General features: G+C 42.4%; 19 protein-coding genes. 11 read left to right on the top strand and 8 right to left on the bottom strand.

Annotation, left to right across the window (positions count from 1 at the left end; translation table 11 throughout):
* The first annotated feature begins 3 nt into the window (after positions 1–3).
* Positions 4–960: a response regulator gene (locus tag DFP82_RS09815; RefSeq protein ID WP_110923565.1), complete on the top strand. Its 957-nt coding sequence runs from the start codon at positions 4–6 to the stop codon at positions 958–960.
* Positions 961–1,292: 332 nt separating this feature from the next.
* Positions 1,293–2,234 carry a D-2-hydroxyacid dehydrogenase gene (locus tag DFP82_RS09820; RefSeq protein WP_110923566.1) on the top strand — a complete coding sequence of 314 codons (942 nt, stop codon included), beginning with the start codon at positions 1,293–1,295 and terminating at the stop codon, positions 2,232–2,234.
* 20 nt (positions 2,235–2,254) lie between these two features.
* Here the strand turns inward: DFP82_RS09820 and DFP82_RS09825 are convergent, their stop codons facing one another.
* Positions 2,255–3,880: a flavin-containing monooxygenase gene (locus DFP82_RS09825; RefSeq protein WP_110923567.1), complete on the bottom strand. Its 1,626-nt coding sequence runs from the start codon at positions 3,878–3,880 to the stop codon at positions 2,255–2,257.
* 60 nt (positions 3,881–3,940) lie between these two features.
* A complete protein-coding gene (locus DFP82_RS09830; RefSeq protein ID WP_110923568.1) occupies positions 3,941–4,654 on the bottom strand; it encodes an RluA family pseudouridine synthase in 714 nt (237 codons plus the stop codon).
* Positions 4,655–5,037: 383 nt separating this feature from the next.
* Here DFP82_RS09830 and trxA point away from each other — a divergent pair, with 383 nt between their 5' ends.
* The 3 genes from trxA (at position 5,038) to DFP82_RS09845 (ending at position 7,876) form a co-directional block, all read left to right on the top strand.
* Positions 5,038–5,364: a thioredoxin gene (trxA, locus tag DFP82_RS09835; protein WP_194197946.1), complete on the top strand. Its 327-nt coding sequence runs from the start codon at positions 5,038–5,040 to the stop codon at positions 5,362–5,364.
* A 518-nt stretch (positions 5,365–5,882) separates the two neighbouring features.
* Positions 5,883–7,151 (top strand): transcription termination factor Rho, encoded by a 1,269-nt coding sequence (rho, locus tag DFP82_RS09840; RefSeq protein WP_025651526.1) that lies wholly within the window; start codon positions 5,883–5,885, stop codon positions 7,149–7,151.
* A gap of 485 nt (positions 7,152–7,636) precedes the next feature.
* Positions 7,637–7,876, top strand: a complete 240-nt coding sequence (locus tag DFP82_RS09845; protein ID WP_110923570.1) for a hypothetical protein — start codon at positions 7,637–7,639, stop codon at positions 7,874–7,876.
* A gap of 172 nt (positions 7,877–8,048) precedes the next feature.
* On the opposite strand, the gene ypfJ is transcribed toward DFP82_RS09845, so the two are convergent.
* Complete coding sequence (gene ypfJ / locus DFP82_RS09850) at positions 8,049–8,942, bottom strand: KPN_02809 family neutral zinc metallopeptidase (protein WP_110923571.1); 894 nt, start codon at positions 8,940–8,942, stop codon at positions 8,049–8,051.
* Between the two features lie 520 nt (positions 8,943–9,462).
* Between ypfJ and DFP82_RS09855 the strand changes: the two genes are divergently transcribed.
* Entirely contained in the window at positions 9,463–9,819 is a 357-nt protein-coding gene (locus DFP82_RS09855) for a hypothetical protein (protein ID WP_110923572.1), read from the top strand.
* A gap of 269 nt (positions 9,820–10,088) precedes the next feature.
* Here DFP82_RS09855 and DFP82_RS09860 read toward each other — a convergent pair whose 3' ends face one another.
* The 5 genes from DFP82_RS09860 to rpmI form a co-directional block, all read right to left on the bottom strand.
* Complete coding sequence (locus DFP82_RS09860) at positions 10,089–10,388, bottom strand: integration host factor subunit alpha (RefSeq protein ID WP_110923573.1); 300 nt, start codon at positions 10,386–10,388, stop codon at positions 10,089–10,091.
* 226 nt (positions 10,389–10,614) lie between these two features.
* Positions 10,615–13,020, bottom strand: a complete 2,406-nt coding sequence (gene pheT, locus DFP82_RS09865; protein ID WP_110923574.1) for a phenylalanine--tRNA ligase subunit beta — start codon at positions 13,018–13,020, stop codon at positions 10,615–10,617.
* Positions 13,021–13,207: 187 nt separating this feature from the next.
* The gene (gene pheS, locus DFP82_RS09870; protein WP_110923575.1) at positions 13,208–14,263 is read right to left on the bottom strand and encodes a phenylalanine--tRNA ligase subunit alpha; all 1,056 of its coding nucleotides are present in this window, start codon (positions 14,261–14,263) and stop codon (positions 13,208–13,210) included.
* Positions 14,264–14,571: 308 nt separating this feature from the next.
* Positions 14,572–14,928 (bottom strand): 50S ribosomal protein L20, encoded by a 357-nt coding sequence (gene rplT / locus DFP82_RS09875; protein ID WP_011281252.1) that lies wholly within the window; start codon positions 14,926–14,928, stop codon positions 14,572–14,574.
* 150 nt (positions 14,929–15,078) lie between these two features.
* Positions 15,079–15,276 carry a 50S ribosomal protein L35 gene (rpmI, locus tag DFP82_RS09880; RefSeq protein ID WP_010197866.1) on the bottom strand — a complete coding sequence of 66 codons (198 nt, stop codon included), beginning with the start codon at positions 15,274–15,276 and terminating at the stop codon, positions 15,079–15,081.
* Positions 15,277–15,713: 437 nt separating this feature from the next.
* On the opposite strand from rpmI, the gene DFP82_RS09885 reads away from it, so the two are divergent.
* From DFP82_RS09885 to tatC, 5 genes are all read left to right on the top strand, one after another.
* Positions 15,714–16,157: an acyl-CoA thioesterase family protein gene (locus tag DFP82_RS09885; protein WP_110923576.1), complete on the top strand. Its 444-nt coding sequence runs from the start codon at positions 15,714–15,716 to the stop codon at positions 16,155–16,157.
* 123 nt (positions 16,158–16,280) lie between these two features.
* The gene (gene hisIE, locus DFP82_RS09890) at positions 16,281–17,114 is read left to right on the top strand and encodes a bifunctional phosphoribosyl-AMP cyclohydrolase/phosphoribosyl-ATP diphosphatase HisIE (RefSeq protein ID WP_110923577.1); all 834 of its coding nucleotides are present in this window, start codon (positions 16,281–16,283) and stop codon (positions 17,112–17,114) included.
* Between the two features lie 243 nt (positions 17,115–17,357).
* Complete coding sequence (gene tatA / locus DFP82_RS09895) at positions 17,358–17,630, top strand: Sec-independent protein translocase subunit TatA (protein WP_110923578.1); 273 nt, start codon at positions 17,358–17,360, stop codon at positions 17,628–17,630.
* 53 nt (positions 17,631–17,683) lie between these two features.
* Entirely contained in the window at positions 17,684–18,379 is a 696-nt protein-coding gene (gene tatB / locus DFP82_RS09900; RefSeq protein ID WP_110923579.1) for a Sec-independent protein translocase protein TatB, read from the top strand.
* Entirely contained in the window at positions 18,379–19,245 is an 867-nt protein-coding gene (gene tatC / locus DFP82_RS09905; protein WP_110923580.1) for a twin-arginine translocase subunit TatC, read from the top strand. Before tatB ends, tatC begins: the two co-directional genes overlap by 1 nt.
* Positions 19,246–19,355: the final 110 nt, after the last annotated feature.

The raw sequence follows: 19,355 nt of genomic DNA on the forward strand, positions 1-19,355 counted from the left end.
AACATGAATGAGATTGAAGACAATATACAGCCGTCTGTTCTAAGTACTGAACCTAAACCAAAAATTGCGTTTATCGATGATGAAAAACGTATTTTGCGCTCAATGAAACTGCTCTTTCGCAAAAGTCATGATGTTTTTATCACCACTGACCCCAACGAATATATTGATTACATCAAAAATAACCACGTGCATGTGGCCGTCAGCGACCAACGTATGCCTGAGCGTGTTGGTGTTGACATATTACGAGAAGTCAAAGAAGTTTCACCATCGACCATGCGTATTCTGCTTACTGGGTATGCCGATCTAAACGCTATTATTGGCTCTATCAACGATGGTGAAATTTATCGTTATTTGACCAAACCGTGTAAATCTGAAGAGCTTCAATCAGTTGTTGGTCGTGCCACCGAAATTGCTTTGACGTACAACCCTGATGAAAATGCAGATCAAATCGACAGCTCAGATAATAAGCAAACACTATTGGTCATAGATGAGAACGACGAGCTGATTGAGCAAATTCGCAAGCAGTTTTCAAACAGCTACAAAGTACTACATGCAACCAGTTTAGAAACTGCCTACGATTATCTTGCGAACTATGATATCGGTGTTTGTATCACAGATATTAATGTTGCCGGTGAGAATATCGCTCCTATTATCTTCACCTTAAAGCAAGATGCACCGCACCTAGTGGTGTTAGTACAAACACAATTTCAAGATGCCAGTTTATTGATTGATCTGATTAACAAAGGTCAGGTGTATCGCTGCTTGCCAAAACCGATGCGTGCTAGCCTGCTAGAGATTAGCGTCAACCGCGCGTTCCGCCATCATAGCAATCTCAAAGCCAGCCCTGAGTTGGTCAAACGTCACGAAGTAGAGCACGACCCTGAAAATGATATTCGTATTGATTTAAGCAATCGGGTACGTAGTTTTATTGGCAAATTGCGCAAGCGTTTTTCGCTATAGTCTGTTATTTATAAAAAACAGCCACGGCGAAACCATCATAAAGAACCCTTACATCAATTATGGCGTAAGGGTTCTTTATCATTTTGTCTCTCACATTAAAAACGTTAAGCACCAGACAGCTCATTTATAACTGAGACCTCGCAGTTTTTGACTCATAGTCGCTCAGTAGGTCAGCCTCAACTTTCCACGCATTATTTTTGATTACTGCTTCTAATCGTCGCTTTAATACCATGTTTTTAATCAACCGCTTTTGATTGACCAAGGCAACATGCTACATTACCTCGATAATCATTAAAACTAACTTTAAAATAACCATTCGATAAGGAATAACCATGCAAGCGGTTTTTTTAGACAAAGGCACTTTTTCTGAGGGCATCGACTTACCTGCCCCAACAGGCATCAGCGACTACGTTACTTATAACGACACCCCAAAAGATACGGCTGTTATTTTAGAGCGCTGTAAAGACGCCGATATTATCATTACCAACAAGGTGCAGATTAACGCTGAAGTAATAAGCAAGCTGCCCAAGCTTAAACTCATTCAACTGACTGCCACTGGTATGAACAATGTCGATCAAGACGCTTGCGATGAGCACGATGTTGCGCTTTTTAATGTCGCTGGTTATGCAGTCAAAAGCGTGCCCGAACACACATTTATGCTTATGCTAAATGCAATGCGCGCAGGCATCCACTATCATCAAAAAGTCTCTGATGGCACGTGGCAAGCGAAAGGTGATTTTTGCCTGCTTGATATTCCACTGATAGATTTGGAAGATAAAACCTTAGGTATTATTGGGGTTGGCACCATCGGTAAACGCGTCACCGAAATCGCTCGTGCCTTTGGTATGAATGTATTGTGGGCAGAACAGCAAGGACGGGCGCCGCGTAATGATAACTACACAGCGTTTGAGGACGTACTTGCTCAATCCGATGTTCTAAGCTTACATTGCCCATTAAATGCGCAAACTCAGCACCTTATTAATGCAGATACTTTAGCAAAAATGGCCAAACAGCCGCTCATCGTCAATGTCGCTCGTGGTGGTATCGTCGATAGCCAAGCGTTGACCAATGCGATTAATAACGAGCAAATCATTGGTTATGCCAGTGATGTGTTTGAACAAGAACCTATTGCTAACAACGATCCGCTATTGAGCTTAAAGAACCATCCACGTGTCATCTTTAGCCCGCATAACGCTTGGGGCAGTAAGAGCGCACAAGAGACGCTGTGGCAGATGCTAAGCAAACAAGTCGCGGATTTTATCAATACGCATTAAAAGACAATTACTCATCAAATCTAACGACTGAATCGTAGCCAATCATCTTTTATCTTGCAGTATTTGAGCACTATTCGGTCGCGGAGATAGTTGTTTGTAACCCGCCAAGGATATATATCACCTTGCTTGGGTAACTCGTACTGAGCGCGCTTAACATATCCTGAGGATAACGCGCCCATCACGGTCTCTGATTGGGTGTGGGCGGTGCCATTATCACTCTGCGCTGTTGCTAATACTGCTTGATAGCCATGCTTATCCATGTAGCCAAGTAGTCGCATCACATACTGACAAGCCAAATCAATCTTTAGCGTCCATGAGGCATTGGTATAACCGAACAGCACTGCCATATTGGGCACATCTTCAACCATGACCGCTTTATAAGTCATGCGTGTACCGATATCTACTGCCTGTCCATCGATATATACTTTTGCACCACCCAGCATTTGTATCTTTAGCCCTGTCGCTGTCACGATAATATCTGCATCGAGATGTTTGCCAGAGTTAAGCATGATACCTGTCTTCGTGAAATGGCTTATTTGGTCAGTCACTACTGCTGCGCGTTTACCCTGTAACGCTTTGAATAAATCACTATCTGGTACTGCGCATATCCGTTGGTCCCAAGGATTATAATCGGGTACAAAGTGTGCCACATCGACATCGCTGCCTTTTAGTTCTGTTTTGACGCCACGCTTTAGTAGCGCTTTCATAAATTTAGGGGCTGCTATAGCCGCTCGGTAAGTACCTTGTTGTATGAGTACATTGCGAGTACGCAATACCGTATAGGCCTGCTCTTTTGATAAAGGTGAAAACTTGCCTGACAGCCAATCCAATGCATAATCATCACCTGGCACGCTCGCCACATAAGTGGGTGAACGCTGCAGCATAGTGACATGCTGCGCGCATTGCTCAGCTTCTTCATCTACTAACGCTGGCAGCAACGTCATCGCCGTCGCACCGCTACCGATAATGACGACCTTTTTGTCTTGATAGTCGACATTATGCCAATGCTGCGGATGGACTATCCGGCCTTCAAATGCTTCTTCTTGATCAAAATGAGGCTTATAACCTTGCTCATAATCGTAATAACCAGTGGCACCGACGACGAACTTGGCTGTTAGAGTAAACACTTCACCGCTAACGTGGTTTTTTACCATAGCCGTCCATCGTTGGCTGCTAGTTGACCAAGAAATCTGCTGCACCTCATGCTGATAACGAATATGCTCAGTGATACCAAACTCGTGCGCCGTATCAGCAATATAACGCTTAATGTCCCCGCCTTTTGCCAAAATCCTATGGTTCAACCACGGCCTAAAACTGTAGCCAAACGTCAATGCATCAGAGTCAGAGCGAATGCCGGGGTAAGTAAATAAATCCCATGTACCACCCAAATCTGCACGCTTTTCTAAAATCGCAAACCGCTGCAAGCTTTTCTGCTGCTGTTTTGATGATTGACGTTTACGTTGATTTGGGCTTTTATGACCAAACAGCCCTTTGTGTTTTTGCTGCTGCAACCGGCAAGCCATGCTTATACCAGCAATTCCTGCGCCGATGATAAGCACTTCATAATCTACTGGCGTGTCTAAGCGCGCCTTTTTAGATTGAAAGCGTCTCTTAACTGCCTGCTTTGCTGCTATGATATCAAGCATAATACCGTCCTTGTTTTTGCATGATTTATCTAATTTGCATGAATTACCTAAAGGGTTTGGTTAAAAAGGGCTTGGGCTTTCCCAGTCCATCCACGCACCCAATACGGGATGCTTTAGACGTAAGTGCTGTGCATGCAGATTGAGCCTTGGAGCAATCTCTAACGCAGTCCCTTCAGCATAAATAGGGTCGCCAATCATCACGTGATCAACATGCACCATATGGACGCGCAGCTGATGGCTACGACCGGTAACTGGCTTTAGCATCACTCGTGTCACTGCATGACCATTGCACTCTTCATGAGCCAATATTTCATACATAGTTAACGCATGCTTTGACCAGTCGTGGTCGACGATATGGCGCGGTTTGGTCGCAGGCTCGTAGCGTACTGGTACTGATATCTTGCCAGTTGCGCCAATACTCTCCCACTGTCCAAAGACACGGGCTTGATACTTTTTCTGTGGCAAACGTTCAATAAACTGCTTACTGATATGAGTTTGTGCTGCCGCGTTTTTTGCAAAAATGAGCAACCCTGAGGTATCCATATCCAGACGATGAATCAACTTGACTGCTGGATTGACACGCTCAAGCCTTGCCAGCAAGCTCACATTCAGCGTTTTACCATTAACACTTAATAGCCCTACGGGTTTATCCACTATCCAAATATCATCGTCTTCATAGATAGTAATATCTCGTGCAAATGCTTGAAAAAACTCAAGCGGACGGGCGTTCTCTTGAGCATTAAGGGCATTGACTTCTTCATCAGTAAAAAGCATAAAAATGGGCTACTTATATTAGGGCGTAAAGGTAAAAAACAGACTTATTTATGGACTGAAATATGAGACTGATAGCGATTTCAAGTATAAAGGAGATACGTCAGACATGTTAAATAGTGGCAATCATTCAATCAAAAATACAAATGGCAGAATTAACTGGCAGGCAAAATATAATCTATATTATTGTGTGTCGATTTATTGTGCTAATGGCAATTGTTAAACAATTTAACCAGCCTGCATCTGTCAAGTTTGAGCAAACATGTTAATATAATGGCACATTTTTACCACTTCTAAACGATTCTTTGGTCACTCATCACGCTACTATCTAATCAAGATATTATGTGATGCATGATGATAGAAATAATAAAACAAGAGAGAAAACTATGTCAGATCTTATTTTCCACACCACCGATGCCGACTTTGATAAAGACGTACTAGAGTCAGACGTACCAGTATTGGTAGACTTTTGGGCCGCTTGGTGTGGTCCTTGTAAAGCCATCGCTCCTATTTTAGAAGATTTAGCCGCTGACTACCAAGGCAAAATCAAAATTGTTAAGGTAGATGTTGATAGCAACCCACAAGCAGCTAGCCGTTTCGGTATTCGCAACATCCCAACCCTATTTGTATTCAAAGGTGGCGAAAAAGTTGATTCAGTCATGGGTCTACAGCCAAAAGCTGAATTGGCAAAAGTACTAGACAAGCATCTATAAGCTTGTGCTAGCCAAGCACATGTTAAAAACTGCAATGAAATAGAAGAAGCCATTATCTGACTAAGATAGTGGCTTTTTTGCTTATTTTTTATGCAAAAGACTCGATTATATGACTTTTTTGGCAAAATTTATTGACAATGCCATTGTGAAGACCGTATAGTCTGCTGACAACAGAAAACTAATTGTTTTCATGAGTGTCTTATCGCTATTCTCCTCGTGTTTATCAACAAAAACACAATCGTCGTTATAAACACCATTGCTGAACGAAATGACTAAACACAATTACTGATATTGAGTTTTTGACGCAGACTCTTATGTAGCCTTCTTTATATTTATTTCTTATTACCTTGCACCAAACGACTGCAATTCGTACATAAGCTGACACGTAACACCCAAACTACATAAATTCTAGCTCTGTGCACGCACCCTCTATCGCCATATTATCGTTGTTTTAATCAATGTCGTGACTTGTGCTGCTAATGGCATCTCTCATCTGATCACTTGCTAATGACCTATCTATGAATCTTACTGAATTAAAGAAAAAATCAATCGCTGAGCTATTGGCTATCGCAAAAGAAATGGGTCTTGATAATATGGCACGTAGCCGTAAACAAGACATCATCTTTGCTATCCTCAAAACCCATGCCCGTAACGGTGAAGCCATTTATGGTGACGGCGTTCTTGAGGTTCTTCCTGATGGTTTTGGCTTTTTACGCTCATCAGAAGGCTCTTATTTAGCGGGTCCTGATGATATCTACGTCAGCCCTAGCCAAATTCGTCGCTTTAGCCTAAAGACGGGTGACAGTATCGCTGGTACGATTCGTCCACCAAAAGATTCTGAGCGTTATTTTGCGCTACTAAAAGTCGGTGAAATCAACTTTGATACGCCAGATCGCTCACGTCATAAGCTTATCTTTGAGAACTTAACCCCACTATTCCCAACTGAGCAATTAAAGCTTGAGCTTGGTAATGGTACCACCGAAGATTTGACGGGTCGTATCATCGATTTGATCGCACCGATTGGTAAAGGTCAGCGCTCTATTATCGTTGCACCACCCAAAGCCGGTAAAACGATGCTGCTACAAACCATCGCACAGTCAATTACCCGTAATAATCCTGAGTGTTACCTCATCGTACTATTGATTGATGAGCGCCCAGAAGAAGTCACTGAGATGGTACGTACGGTACGCGGCGAAGTGGTTGCCTCTACCTTTGATGAGCCACCACAGCGTCATGTTCAAGTGGCTGAAATGGTCATCGAAAAAGCCAAGCGTTTGGTCGAGCATAAGCAAGATGTGGTTATCTTACTTGACTCAATTACCCGTCTTGCTCGTGCTTACAACACGGTTATCCCTTCATCTGGCAAAGTATTGACGGGTGGTTTGGATGCCAATGCGCTAGAGCGTCCAAAACGCTTCTTTGGTGCTGCACGTAATGTTGAAGAAGGTGGTAGCTTGACGATTATTGCCAGTGCTCTTATCGATACTGGTAGTAAGATGGATAGCGTTATCTTTGAAGAATTCAAAGGTACAGGTAACCAAGAAATTACGCTTGAGCGTGATTTGGCTGAAAAACGTGTCTTCCCTGCGATTAATATCAAAAAATCTGGTACTCGCCGCGAAGAGCGTCTGCTTGATGAAGATAAATTGCGCAAAGTTTGGATTTTACGTAAATTGCTACAGCCGATGGATGGCGTACAAGCAACTGAGTTCTTGTTGGATCGCCTAAAAGAAGCGAAGACCAATGACGAATTCTTTGAGCAGATGAAACGTAAATCACAGAACTAATGCTAACACCGTGTCGCTTTAGCATAATAGGCAAGCATTTAGCTTAAACAAAAAAGACCGCTTCCGAGCGGTCTTTTCTATTTTTAAGACTGAAAGTTGTAATCAACAATCTCAACTGACCTACTATCTATACAAGCTATACAAGTGCAATAACTTCCTGAAAAATATCCATCAAGGACACAGTGGAGAAACATCCTTTACAGGATATTTGCAAAGAATAGCGCTTTTACTACGCTCATAAATTATTAGTTGGGTTAGTATAGGCATACTCTGCTACACAAATCGACAGCAGTATCAATTTTTGATACATTCAATGCAGTCTTTATTAATACAGACCACGATATGTCTTGCGGTAACACAATAGGTTATTTTAAGACTATTGCCCAAGTATCTTGATACTTTATATCAGCATCAAAATACTTGGACAATGCAAATATCGTGTTTTGATTATGGTCAACTAACTTGATAACTTAACAGGTGATATTATGAAATTTGCTAAAACTATTGCGATGACTGCCCTTACTAGCTCTGCTCTTATCATGGGCGGCTGTGCAACTAACGGATATAGCAGTGGCTTGAGCAACACTGCTAAAGGTGCTGCTGTTGGCGCTGCTGCGGGTGCTGTTCTTAAAAGTAACGGCGACAGCAAAGACATCGCTCGTGGCGCACTTGGTGGTGCTGCTGTAGGTGGTGCTGGTGCTTATATTCTTGACCAAACTCGCTAATTGATCTTATCAAGGCTGAATATTAATATTACCTTGATAGAATCTTAGCTGAAACAAAAAAGCCTGCAATTGATTGCAGGCTTTTTTGTGTCTAATATCCCGTCCTAAAATGAGTTAAAAATAAATTCGCTTATCGTGATCTACGATACGCTTATAGTGATACCTAACACACTTATAGCGCGCCGCTAAAAGTATCACAAGACTGTACGCTACCACTCTCTAAACCACGAGTAAACCACTGCACGCGCTGCTGACTGGTACCATGAGTAAAGTTATCAGGTACGACTGCCCCGCCACTGGCTTTCGCTAAACGATCATCACCGATTTGACTGGCTGCATTGATGGCTTCATCAATATCGCCCGCTTCTAAAAACTGTACACGCTCTTGATTACGCTGTGCCCAAACACCTGCGAAACAATCTGCCTGCAACTCTTGTAGCACTGACAGCTTATTAGCTTCTGCACGCGTAACTTGACGACTGGCTTCGTTGACTTGCTGACTGATACCTAGCAACGTCTGCACATGGTGACCAACCTCATGCGCAATGACATAAGCTTGAGCAAAATCACCCGCTTTGCCTTCGTTACCTTCCTCACTAGAGCCTTGCTTATCACCTGTAATACCAAGATTTTGACTCATTTCTACAAAAAATGATTTATCTAAATAAACAGTCTGATCTGCTGGGCAATAAAACGGACCTGTCGCAGCGCTAGCGCTACCGCAAGCTGAACTCACTTGACCATTAAACAAAATCAATGAAGGCTCTTTATAGGTACTACCTGCTTCATTAAATATTTGATGCCACACTTCTTCTGTGTCAGCCAGTACTACTTTTACAAACTGCGTATCCCGATCCGTACTGGTTGCAACTTCAGTAGAGGTTTCACTACTTCCACCGCCAGTAACAGCTTGACCTGTCTGCAAAGCAGTCATGGGGTTTACCCCAAATACTAGCCATAAGATACCAGCAATGATAATACCGCCGATACCACCGCCAACCATCTTTCCACCGCCACCACTACTGGTGCGTACGTTTGAACTACCACGTCGACCTTGCCATTTCATAATTTTATTCCTCAAACATACGATAGGGACTACTGCTCGTATTGATAGTTATTTATATGATATTACGGCCAATACTACTTTTTAGCTTGGTGTTTTAGCCTATTATATTAAAAATAATAGCCTGAATAAGCCTTTCGATAGATAACACCTCTCTAATTTACTCACATTACATCAAACGTTACATTTATTTACTGATTAATCATCGTGAAAGCAGTAAATTATTGCAAGTAAATTTAGAAGTTAATATCCAAAAAACTTCTTTAAAAACAATCTGATGTTATTGATTATATTTCTTTTGATATCCAACAGGGTGTTAAAAATTATAATCAATATACGAAGTAAAATTAAACTTACAATTTTATTGTTACTTAATTGTACGGACTATTTCCATTTAGATAGAAAACATATAGAATGCGTGCAAGCTGAGTAGCTGTAACTGGAAGTCGTTGAATACTGAGAAATCTCGGATTTCAACCCATGTTGCTGCTATTGATCATTTCATTTTTCCGGAGAAAACACTATGAAACTTAAATTACTTGCTCTAGCTGGTATCATGACTGCAACTATGGGCCTAACTGCCTGTGACAGCAGCAAAGAAAACGCTGCTGAAGATTTATCTGACGCATCAGAAGAAGTGCAAGACGCTTCTGCAGAACTAGACGAAGCTGCTGCTGAAGGCGAAGTAACTGCTGATGCTGACGCTGCTGTTGCTGGCGCTGAAGCTGACATCGCTGATGCTCAAGCTGCAACTGCTACTGACGAAATGGACGCTGAAGTTCCTGTAGACGGCGAAGCAACTACTAGCATGGATGTAGCTAGCGAAACTCCAGCTGTTGACGCTGCTGACGAAGTTGTTGTTGAAGAACCAGCTCAGTAATTTTATCGTTTATACGATGAATATACTGTAGTAAAAAAAAGAGAGCTTTAGCTCTCTTTTTTTGTGCCTGTTATTTATGATACATAACAAACTAATACTGTGATGTTCACTGATATTGCTACTCATATATAGTTTAAGCACATCAACATGTTTAGCTTATAGCTTATAGCTTATAGCTTATAGCTTATATACCTAGACTATATAACGAGTATCAATCGACGACCTAAATATTAAAACTTAAGCCGTCATCATCAGTACAAATATCTAGATTAGGCATCAAATAAACGCTCATCAACCTGTTGGCGAAATTTCTGTCCTGTTTTAAAGGTAACCACACGGCGTGCTGATACCGCAACGGGCTCCCCTGTTTTTGGATTACGGCCTGGTCGGCTGTTTTTATCTTTAAGCTCGAAATTGCCAAAGCCTGAAAGCTTGACCTCTTTGCCATCAATCAAACTCTCTGACAACTCATCAAAAAAGTTCTCAACCAAACATCGACCTTCTTGGCGTGTTAGGTTAAGGTGACTCATCAAATGCTCGATCATGTCAGATTTGGTTAAGGTGCTCACAGTACAACTCCTATGCTATGTCGTGATGTCGAATATCATGGTTTAGCGGTATGAGGGTTAATGTTAGCTATTATAAAGGTTTTTGAACGTTTTTTTAATAAAAAGCGCATGAAAGTCCTTTATTAATAACCACTTAACGTATTTTAGGGCTTTCTATTAATAGCAATGCCCCGTAGCCTTATAAGTAGAAAAGCTACAGAGCATTGTTTATTGTCTATATTAAATATTAGCTATCGCGTAACTGCGCAGAATGCTGTTCTGTTAGCGCTTGCACAACCTTATCAGTAGACGTTTTTATCACGTCATCAGCTAACGTTTGCGTACTGTCTTGCCATACTAGTGCAAATGCCAGTGAGCGCTGACCCGTCGGTACTTTATCGCCTTGATAAACATCAAATAACCAAAGATCCGTCAATAGCTCACCTGCAGCAGCACGAATCGTGGTTTCTAGTGTCTGCAAACTAATATCGCTATCGACTAGGATGGCAATATCGCGGCGTACTTGTGGGAACTTGCTAGGCGTGCTAATGGCATGCTGCTCACGAGCGACATCTAATAAAGGTGCAAGTGACAGCTGTGCAACCCAAGTAGCTGGTAGGTCTAACTGTTTTGCGGTATTAGGATGCAATTGACCAAGCCAACCAACGTACTGACCATCGATATATAGTTTAGCGCTTTGACCAGGATGCAAAAAGTTTAGTCCACTGCGCTCATAACGGATACGAGCACCCTCTATTTGCGCAGGTAATAACTGCTCGATATCATGTTTGAGGTCATAAAAATCTAAAGCACGATTTTGATAGGCTTGCTCATCCCACACATTACCGACTGCGACCAAAGCAATACTTGGCGTTTGTACTAATTCGCTGATACTCTGGCCGACAAAGCTCAGGCCTGTTTCAAAGAAACGTACACGTGGTTGCTGACGATTCAAGTTATATTGCACACATGGCAATAGACTTGACAGTAAGGTACGGCGCATAACGGCTAAATCACTAGAGATGGGATTAGCCAGTGCTAACACCTCACCCAGTGCTTCATCATCAAGTAATGCTTCTATTTTTGCATCACTAAAGCTAAAGCTAATAGCTTCCATATAACCGGTATCAACCAACGCCAGCTTCATCTCATGAGTCAAGTCTGCGGTATCATCATAATCCATGCTGACTTGCAAATGTGGCAGGACGCTTGGGATATTGTCATAACCATAAATACGGGCAATCTCTTCGATGAGATCCTCACGGATACTCATATCAAAACGATAAGATGGCGGCTTACAGACTAAAGCATCTGCTTGTTGCTCAACCTCAAACCCTAACTGAGTTAAGATACGCACCATGACTGCTGGCGCTATCTCAATACCGATGACATCACGAACTTTAGTGATTGGCAAAGTAATTGGCGCACGTTCTGGTAAATGCTCACTACTCTCAGCTTTTACGATAGGGCCTGCTTGACCGCCAGTGACGCTAATAATCAAATCACAAGCGCGTGCCAATGCGATCTCTGGTAACTCAAAATCTACCCCACGCTCAAAACGTTGCGACGCATCAGTATGCAATCCAAAACGGCGTGCGCGAGCAGCGATAGCAAGCTGACCAAAGAAAGCACTTTCTACAACGATATTGGTCGTGCTATCCGTAACGCTACTACGCTGACCACCCATGATACCAGCAAGTGCCAATGCGCCTTTGTCATCAGCAATCACAAGCTCATCACCTGTTAAAGTAATGGTTTGCTCATTCAGCAAAGTAATGGTCTCAGCAGGCTCTGCCAAACGAACAACGATATCACCAACGATGGTATCTGCATCAAAAGCGTGTAGCGGCTGACCCAATTCCATCAATACATAGTTGGTCACATCAACCAAGAAGTTGTGTGAGCGTAGTCCTGATTGAACGAGGGCATCTTGCATCCACTTTGGTGTCTCAATACTACGATCAATATTGCTAATCGATTGTAATAAGTAGCGTGGACACGCTTCAACTGCATTTACTGTAACGCTTGGCGTTGCACCATTTTCAGTAATGGTGATGTTTTCAGCGATGGTTGGCATTTGCATTGGTAAGTCGTTGATGACTGATATTTCACGTGCAATACCACGTACACTAAAGCAATCACCACGGTTTGGCGTGATAGAGATATCCAATATCTGATTGTCTAAGCCTAGATATTCACGGATATCTGTGCCAATCGGCGCATCTGCAGGTAATTCAAGCAAACCGTCTATGCTATCTGTTAAATCAATTTCGGAAGCACCGCAAAGCATACCGTTAGAAGCCACGCCGCGTAGGTTACCGTTTTTAATTTTAAAGCCTTTCTTGTCATCGCTTGGGAGTACTGCCCCAACGGTGGCAACCGGTGCTTTCATACCAACGGTGACATTAGGTGCGCCGCATACGATTTGTAGCAGCTCAGCTTCACCGATATTTACCTGCGTGACTCGCAGTTTATCAGCGTCTGGATGTTGCTCAACGCTGACGACTTCTCCGACAACCACACCACTAAAAGCACGAGCAACCGCATAGCGATCGTCAATCTCTAGCCCTGCCATGGTTAACTGTTCGGCCAACTGTTCGCTGGTATTCGTGGGGTTCACCCATTGACGTAGCCACTGTTCGCTAATTTTCATAAATATCTCGGATCAGAATTTTATAATAAAGTGTTGGAGTAACGCTTGGCGAATTAACTTGCTATAGTCAATCCTATCTAAACTAGATACAGCGTCAGGCTCGCTCAGTCTACAATTTGTAGCCCTTTCACTCACCTTCCTTGTATCTAAATTATCTTGAACTGACTATATAGGCATAAGGAAAACTCTAGCCAAATTGCTTTAAGAAGCGTACGTCATTTTGGAAAAACAGACGTAAATCATCAATACCGTAATACAGCATCGCAAAGCGCTCGATACCCATGCCAAATGCAAAGCCAGTATACTTTTCAGCATCAATGCCGCAGTTGGTTAGTACTTGCGGATGCACCATACCGCAGCCCATGACCTCGAGCCATTTGCCATTATCATCTAAGATATCTACTTCAGCAGAAGGCTCAGTGAATGGGAAAAATGATGGGCGGAAACGAACGGTCAGTTCTTTGGCAAAGAATGCTTCTAAAAACTCGCTAATCAAGCCCTTTAGCTCAGCAAAAGTGCTCGACTCAGTAACCATAAGCCCCTCTAACTGATGAAACATCGGCGAGTGGGTTTGATCTGAATCATTGCGATAGACGCGACCTGGGCAAATAATGCGAATGGGTGGTTCGTTCTTTTCCATCGTGCGAATCTGCACGGGACTGGTATGTGTACGCAGTAAGTAATGCGCATCAAAATAGAATGTATCATGCATCGCACGTGCTGGATGATGCGACGGAATATTGAGTGCTTCAAAATTATAGTAATCACTCTCGACTTCAGGGCCAGTCGCGACATTGAAGCCTGCTTGAATAAAATACTGCTGCATACGCTGAGTAATCATCGTTACTGGATGCAAATGACCTTTTTGACCACCACGAGCAGGCAACGTAATATCGATACTTTCTGCTTCAAGCTTGGCATTTAGCGCGGCCACTTCCAACTGTTGTTGCTGATCAGTCAATGCTTGCTGAATACGGCTACGGACTTGATGTAACCAGCCACCGTAGGTTTTTTTGTCATCAGCACTGAGTTTACCCATTTGCTTTGACCAGCCAGTTAACGGGCTCTTTTTACCTGTCAATTGCACACGCAAATCTTGCAACTCACGCGCATCAGTAATCTGTAAAACCAATGCTTCAGCGGCACTAGCAAACTCAGTCAGTTGAGCTTCATTCAGCTCACTGAGCTCTGAGGATAAGGTCGGTAGCGCCGACAAATCGTTGATAGCAGCAGGGGTAGTCATAAGACGCATTATTCCTGATTTAAACGGACTATTAATAATAGTGATTGGTAATTGTAGGGGTTTGACCAAATATTGCAAACCATTTACCCATTCATTTTAAAATAAAGGCTAATAATATGAATGGCTTGAATATTTAGACAATAAGAAATCCACCTTCACATCAAACGAAATTTTTCTGAATTCGGATAGTGCAAATAGAGTCAGCTCTAAAATATTTTAATATAAAAAAAGCCACCGACCAGCGGTAGCTTTTATTAATATCGTACTATTAATCAATATTAGTTCTATTCATTTAAATAGGCTAATATTTATGCTAGTTCCGCTTTTGCTTTTTCAACCAAGGCAGTGAAAGTAGCTGCATCATGCATAGCGATGTCAGCAAGTACGCGACGATCGATTGCGATGTTAGCTTTTTTCATGCCATTGATAAAGCGGCTATAGCTCAAACCGTTTAAGCGTGCACCAGCATTGATACGTGCAATCCAAAGACGACGGAAGGTACGTTTTTTGTTGCGACGGTCACGATAAGCATATTGACCAGCTTTGGTCACTGCTTGTACCGCTACACGGTAAACACGTGAACGGGCACCGTAGTAGCCTTTTGCGCGTTTTAGGATTTTTTTGTGACGACGATTCGCCTGTACACCACGTTTTACACGGGCCATAAATTACTCCAAGATATTTTTAATCATTATTAAACGAATCACGATGTCATCGAATAGTAGACATCGTTATCAGATTGCAAGGTCAAATATTTTTAATTAAGTGGCTATTCATTAAATAGCGCTTGATTAAATGTATATGACGATAGGCTATTAGATGTATGGGCACATACGACGAACTGCTGCTTCGTCAGACTTGTCCACCATCTTAAGACCGCGCAACTGGCGAATACGCTTAGCTGATTTCTTGGTCAAGATATGGCTTTTGTTTGCTTGCTTACGCTTGAAGCCGTTTGCTGTTTTTTTGAAGCGTTTAGCTGCACCGCTTCTGGTTTTCATCTTAACTTTCATGATGATTTGCCTCTTTGTCTTTGATAGAACCTGGTCGTCAAATAGTACATAACGAATAGTGGCTTTAAAAACAACCACTAAACCTCTATTTGCCTCGAGGTGGGAGGCCGTATTTTAGCAGATAGCACGCTGTTTTGCCAAGGAAAGTTTTAATCTTGCCCCAGTAAACCATCATAGTAGATAACGAGTATGAACCGACTGCTAGCCTTTCTCATAAAAACACCAATAAAACAGGAAAACCCTCTGCAAATAGATTGAATGTCAGCTTAAGCTGTGCTTAAGTAGAGAGTGAGTATTGGTATAGTTTAGGCGCTAATAATACAAGACTGCTTATCACACTTATTAGCCGTATATCATACGGTCGGCATCGTTACGATGTTACCAATCTATATCAAGCTCAGCAGAACTCATCACCTGCCGTCAACCTAGGAAATAATGTGCCAAGAAAAGAGTTGGACTTTGATAACGATTTATTTGTCTTTGAAACAGTCATGCGTGTACGTCATACTGAGGTAGATATAGGCCAGCATCTGACACTTGAATCATTGACAGCGTTGGTGACTGAAGCGCGCGCGCGATTCTTGCACTCCAAAGGTATTAAAGAGATCAATGCCGACTATCAAGGCTTAATTATTGATGAGTTACAGTTAAACATTGATAGTCGTGTACGATTGCGTGACCAACTCCTGTTTGAGATAGGCGTCGAGCCGTTGTATGATAACGGCGGCAATATGGTTATAAAAGCCACTCGGATGCATACGGGTGAAACAGTGGCGAAAGCACGACTGCATTTTCTCAGTTACGACTTCCGGCTAAATAAAGTGACTGCGCTCAATAACACTTTAAAAGAAGCGCTATACCCACACTTAGTTAATATTTAACATTGTTTTTCTTAAAATACTGTCTTTGCTTAACTAGCTTACTCACTCATCATATCAAGAGAGTGAGAAAGCTTGATGCATTGACCATTCCTTACTTCATACTTACAAGATGACAGATATACTATGACTTTACCTGCTTGGCTGGCTGCCATAAAATTTAATGATGATGGTTTGATTCCTGCGATTGCTCAAGACCATAAGTCTGGGCGTATTTTGATGATGGCATGGATGAATGCGGAAGCCTTACAGTTGACTGCACAAACGCAGACGGCCGTTTATTTTTCGCGCTCACGTGCCAAATTATGGCACAAAGGCGAGTCGTCCGGTCATACGCAAACTGTCCACGATATTCGCTTGGACTGTGATGCAGATGTGATTGTACTCAATGTCACCCAAGCTGGCGGTATTGCTTGCCACACTGGCCGAGAGTCTTGTTTTTATCAGCGTTTAGATTTATCTGGACAAACGCCTGAGTGGGAAACCGTGGATAAGGTGCTAAAAGATCCTGCTGATATCTATCATTCAGATGCAACGAGTGCTCCTCATCAAGATAATGAAGCTGATGCAGTTGGCACAGTCGCGAATAATGAGAGCCAAACAGAAAGCGCATCTATTCTGCAGCAGCTTGATAATGTATTGGCTGAGCGTAAGCAAGCAGATGCTGATAGCTCTTATGTGGCAAGCCTATACGCTAAAGGGTTAAATAAAATATTAGAAAAAGTCGGTGAAGAAAGTACCGAAAGCATCATCGCTGCCAAAGACTTTGCCAGTTGTGACGAAAACATAGACAAAACGCAATATGATGAGGCACGTCATGAGCTCATTTATGAAGTGGCTGATGTCTGGTTTCATACGTTGGTTGGACTGGCATGGTTCGATATTGAGTCGGACGCTGTGTTAAACGAGCTGGGTCGTCGCTTTGGACTCTCAGGCATCGAGGAAAAGGCGTCACGATAACTTGTGATGTTGTAAAATCAGTCTAATGAAAGCAGCTTGTGAAATCGTAAAATAATCAGCTACTCTGTTTGATTATTTTGCGATTTCACCCTTTTGTCACAACTGCAGGTTATAATATAGCTCTTTTAACGTCGCATTATATGTCGATACTTTTTGTTTACTATATTGCTATGTGATAAACGCAAAACTATAAACGTAAAGTATGCATATACAGACTGAAAACCAAGACATGAGGATAGCTTTATGGGCAGTTTTTCTATTACGCATTGGCTAATACTACTGGTCGTTGTGGTCGTCGTATTTGGCACCTCTAAACTGAGAAATGCTGGCAAAGATTTGGGCGGCGCAGTTAAGGGCTTCAAAGAAGCGGTCAAAGACGAAAATACAGAGCATGCTAAAAAGCACGCCGTCCTTGATCACGATAGCAATACCCGTACCACAGATCGCTCAGCTACTGACAACGTCAATCATAGCGATATCAACGCCGCCCCAACTGACGATAAGCACAACGTATAATGCTTATAGCACTTCGCCAGCCTGTAGTTCCTAGATAGTGACACTCAACCATTATGTTTGATATTGGGTTTTCCGAATTACTCCTCTTTGGCATAATCGCCTTGATAGTCCTAGGTCCAGAAAAACTGCCTCAGGCAGCACGGACGGCTGGGCAATGGTATGCCAAAATTCGCCGCACGGTTTCTACCTTACAGTCTGAAATAGAGGCTGAGCTAGACTTGGCTGAAACACGGCAGCAAATGCAAAAAGAGCTGGCCAAAATTCGCCAAACTGAGTCGGATATGAAACGCGAGCTAGCAGAAATGCGTGGCAATATGAAAGAGTTTGAAAACGCTCAAAACCAACAATTCAATGCAGCGCATGATACTGTCGGTAAGGCTGCATATAGCAAGGCTAATGAAAATAATAGTGAGCAAAATAGTAGTGAACAAAAAAGTCAGTCAGTCACGCCTAAAGAATTCGATTACGCCTATGGGCAAGATACGACACTAGCAGATACTAAGCAGCCATTAGAAGCAGACGACAGTTTGCACGGCTCTTCCACAGGCAGGACACCTCAGGACCGTACTCATCAAATGATTCAAAACATCACAACCAAACCTTGGGAAAACATGTGGTTCCGTCTTGGTGCTTATGACAAAGCTCGCCGTCTGCCTATGCCTCCCTACTTACCGAATTATAAAGCCGATGTTTTATTAAATAGTCCTGTAAGTACCCAAACTTCTGACAATAAACAGGAGTCTGATTGATGGGATTATTCAAACGCAAAAAAAGTCGCCAAGAAAAAGCCGCTAGTTCAGATAAAGAAGCAACCGCCGATGCAATGGATAAAAATGAGTCTACAGATGCGTTAAGCGCTGTGGCTGATATGCCTATCACAGAGCATTTGATTGAGTTACGTAAACACTTAATCAAAATATGTGTTGCGGTACTGGTCATATTTTTGGCGTTAGTCGGATTTTCACGCGAGCTATATAACTTGTTGTCTGACCCACTGGTTGCACAACTGCCAGCCAATTCAACCATGATTGCGACAGACATCACCTCCAACTTTATGGCACCGATACGTCTAACTGTCTTTGTCGCTGCATTCTTTGCCATGCCTTATATTTTGTATCAAATCTGGTCATTTGTCGCACCAGGCTTATATAAAAAAGAAAAGAAAATTGCTATTCCTGTACTGCTATCCTCTATATTTTTATTTTATTCTGGTGTAGCGTTTGCTTACTTTATCGTACTCAAAGGGGTATTGAAATTTTTTATCATGTTTGCCCCGCAAAACGTCCTACCAATGACAGATATCGACAGTTACCTGAGCTTTGCACTCAAACTGTTTATGGTATTTGGACTGACTTTTGAGATTCCAGTCGTCACCTTGCTATTGATATTGACTGGCATTGTCTCCATTCAGAGTCTAGAAGACAAACGCCGCTATATCATTGTCGGTTGTTTTGCCGTGGCAGCAGTCGTCACACCGCCTGATGGCGTATCGATGCTGATGCTAGCGATTCCGATGTGGTTATTGTTTGAGCTTGGTTTGTTTTTAGCCAAAATTTTGATCAAAGAAGAGCCTAGCGCTGCTTTAACTGCTAATACGGCCTCGCACAAAGAATGAACTTACCAGTTAATTCAAAACAGGCCAACGCGCTAATCTGTTAATATGGTTACTTAAGCCTCAAGCAATCGTCCATACATCTTTTGACTATATTATCACTAATCAGCCAT

Origin of the sequence: Psychrobacter fozii, assembly GCF_003217155.1 — a bacterium.
GTDB lineage: Bacteria > Pseudomonadota > Gammaproteobacteria > Pseudomonadales > Moraxellaceae > Psychrobacter > Psychrobacter fozii.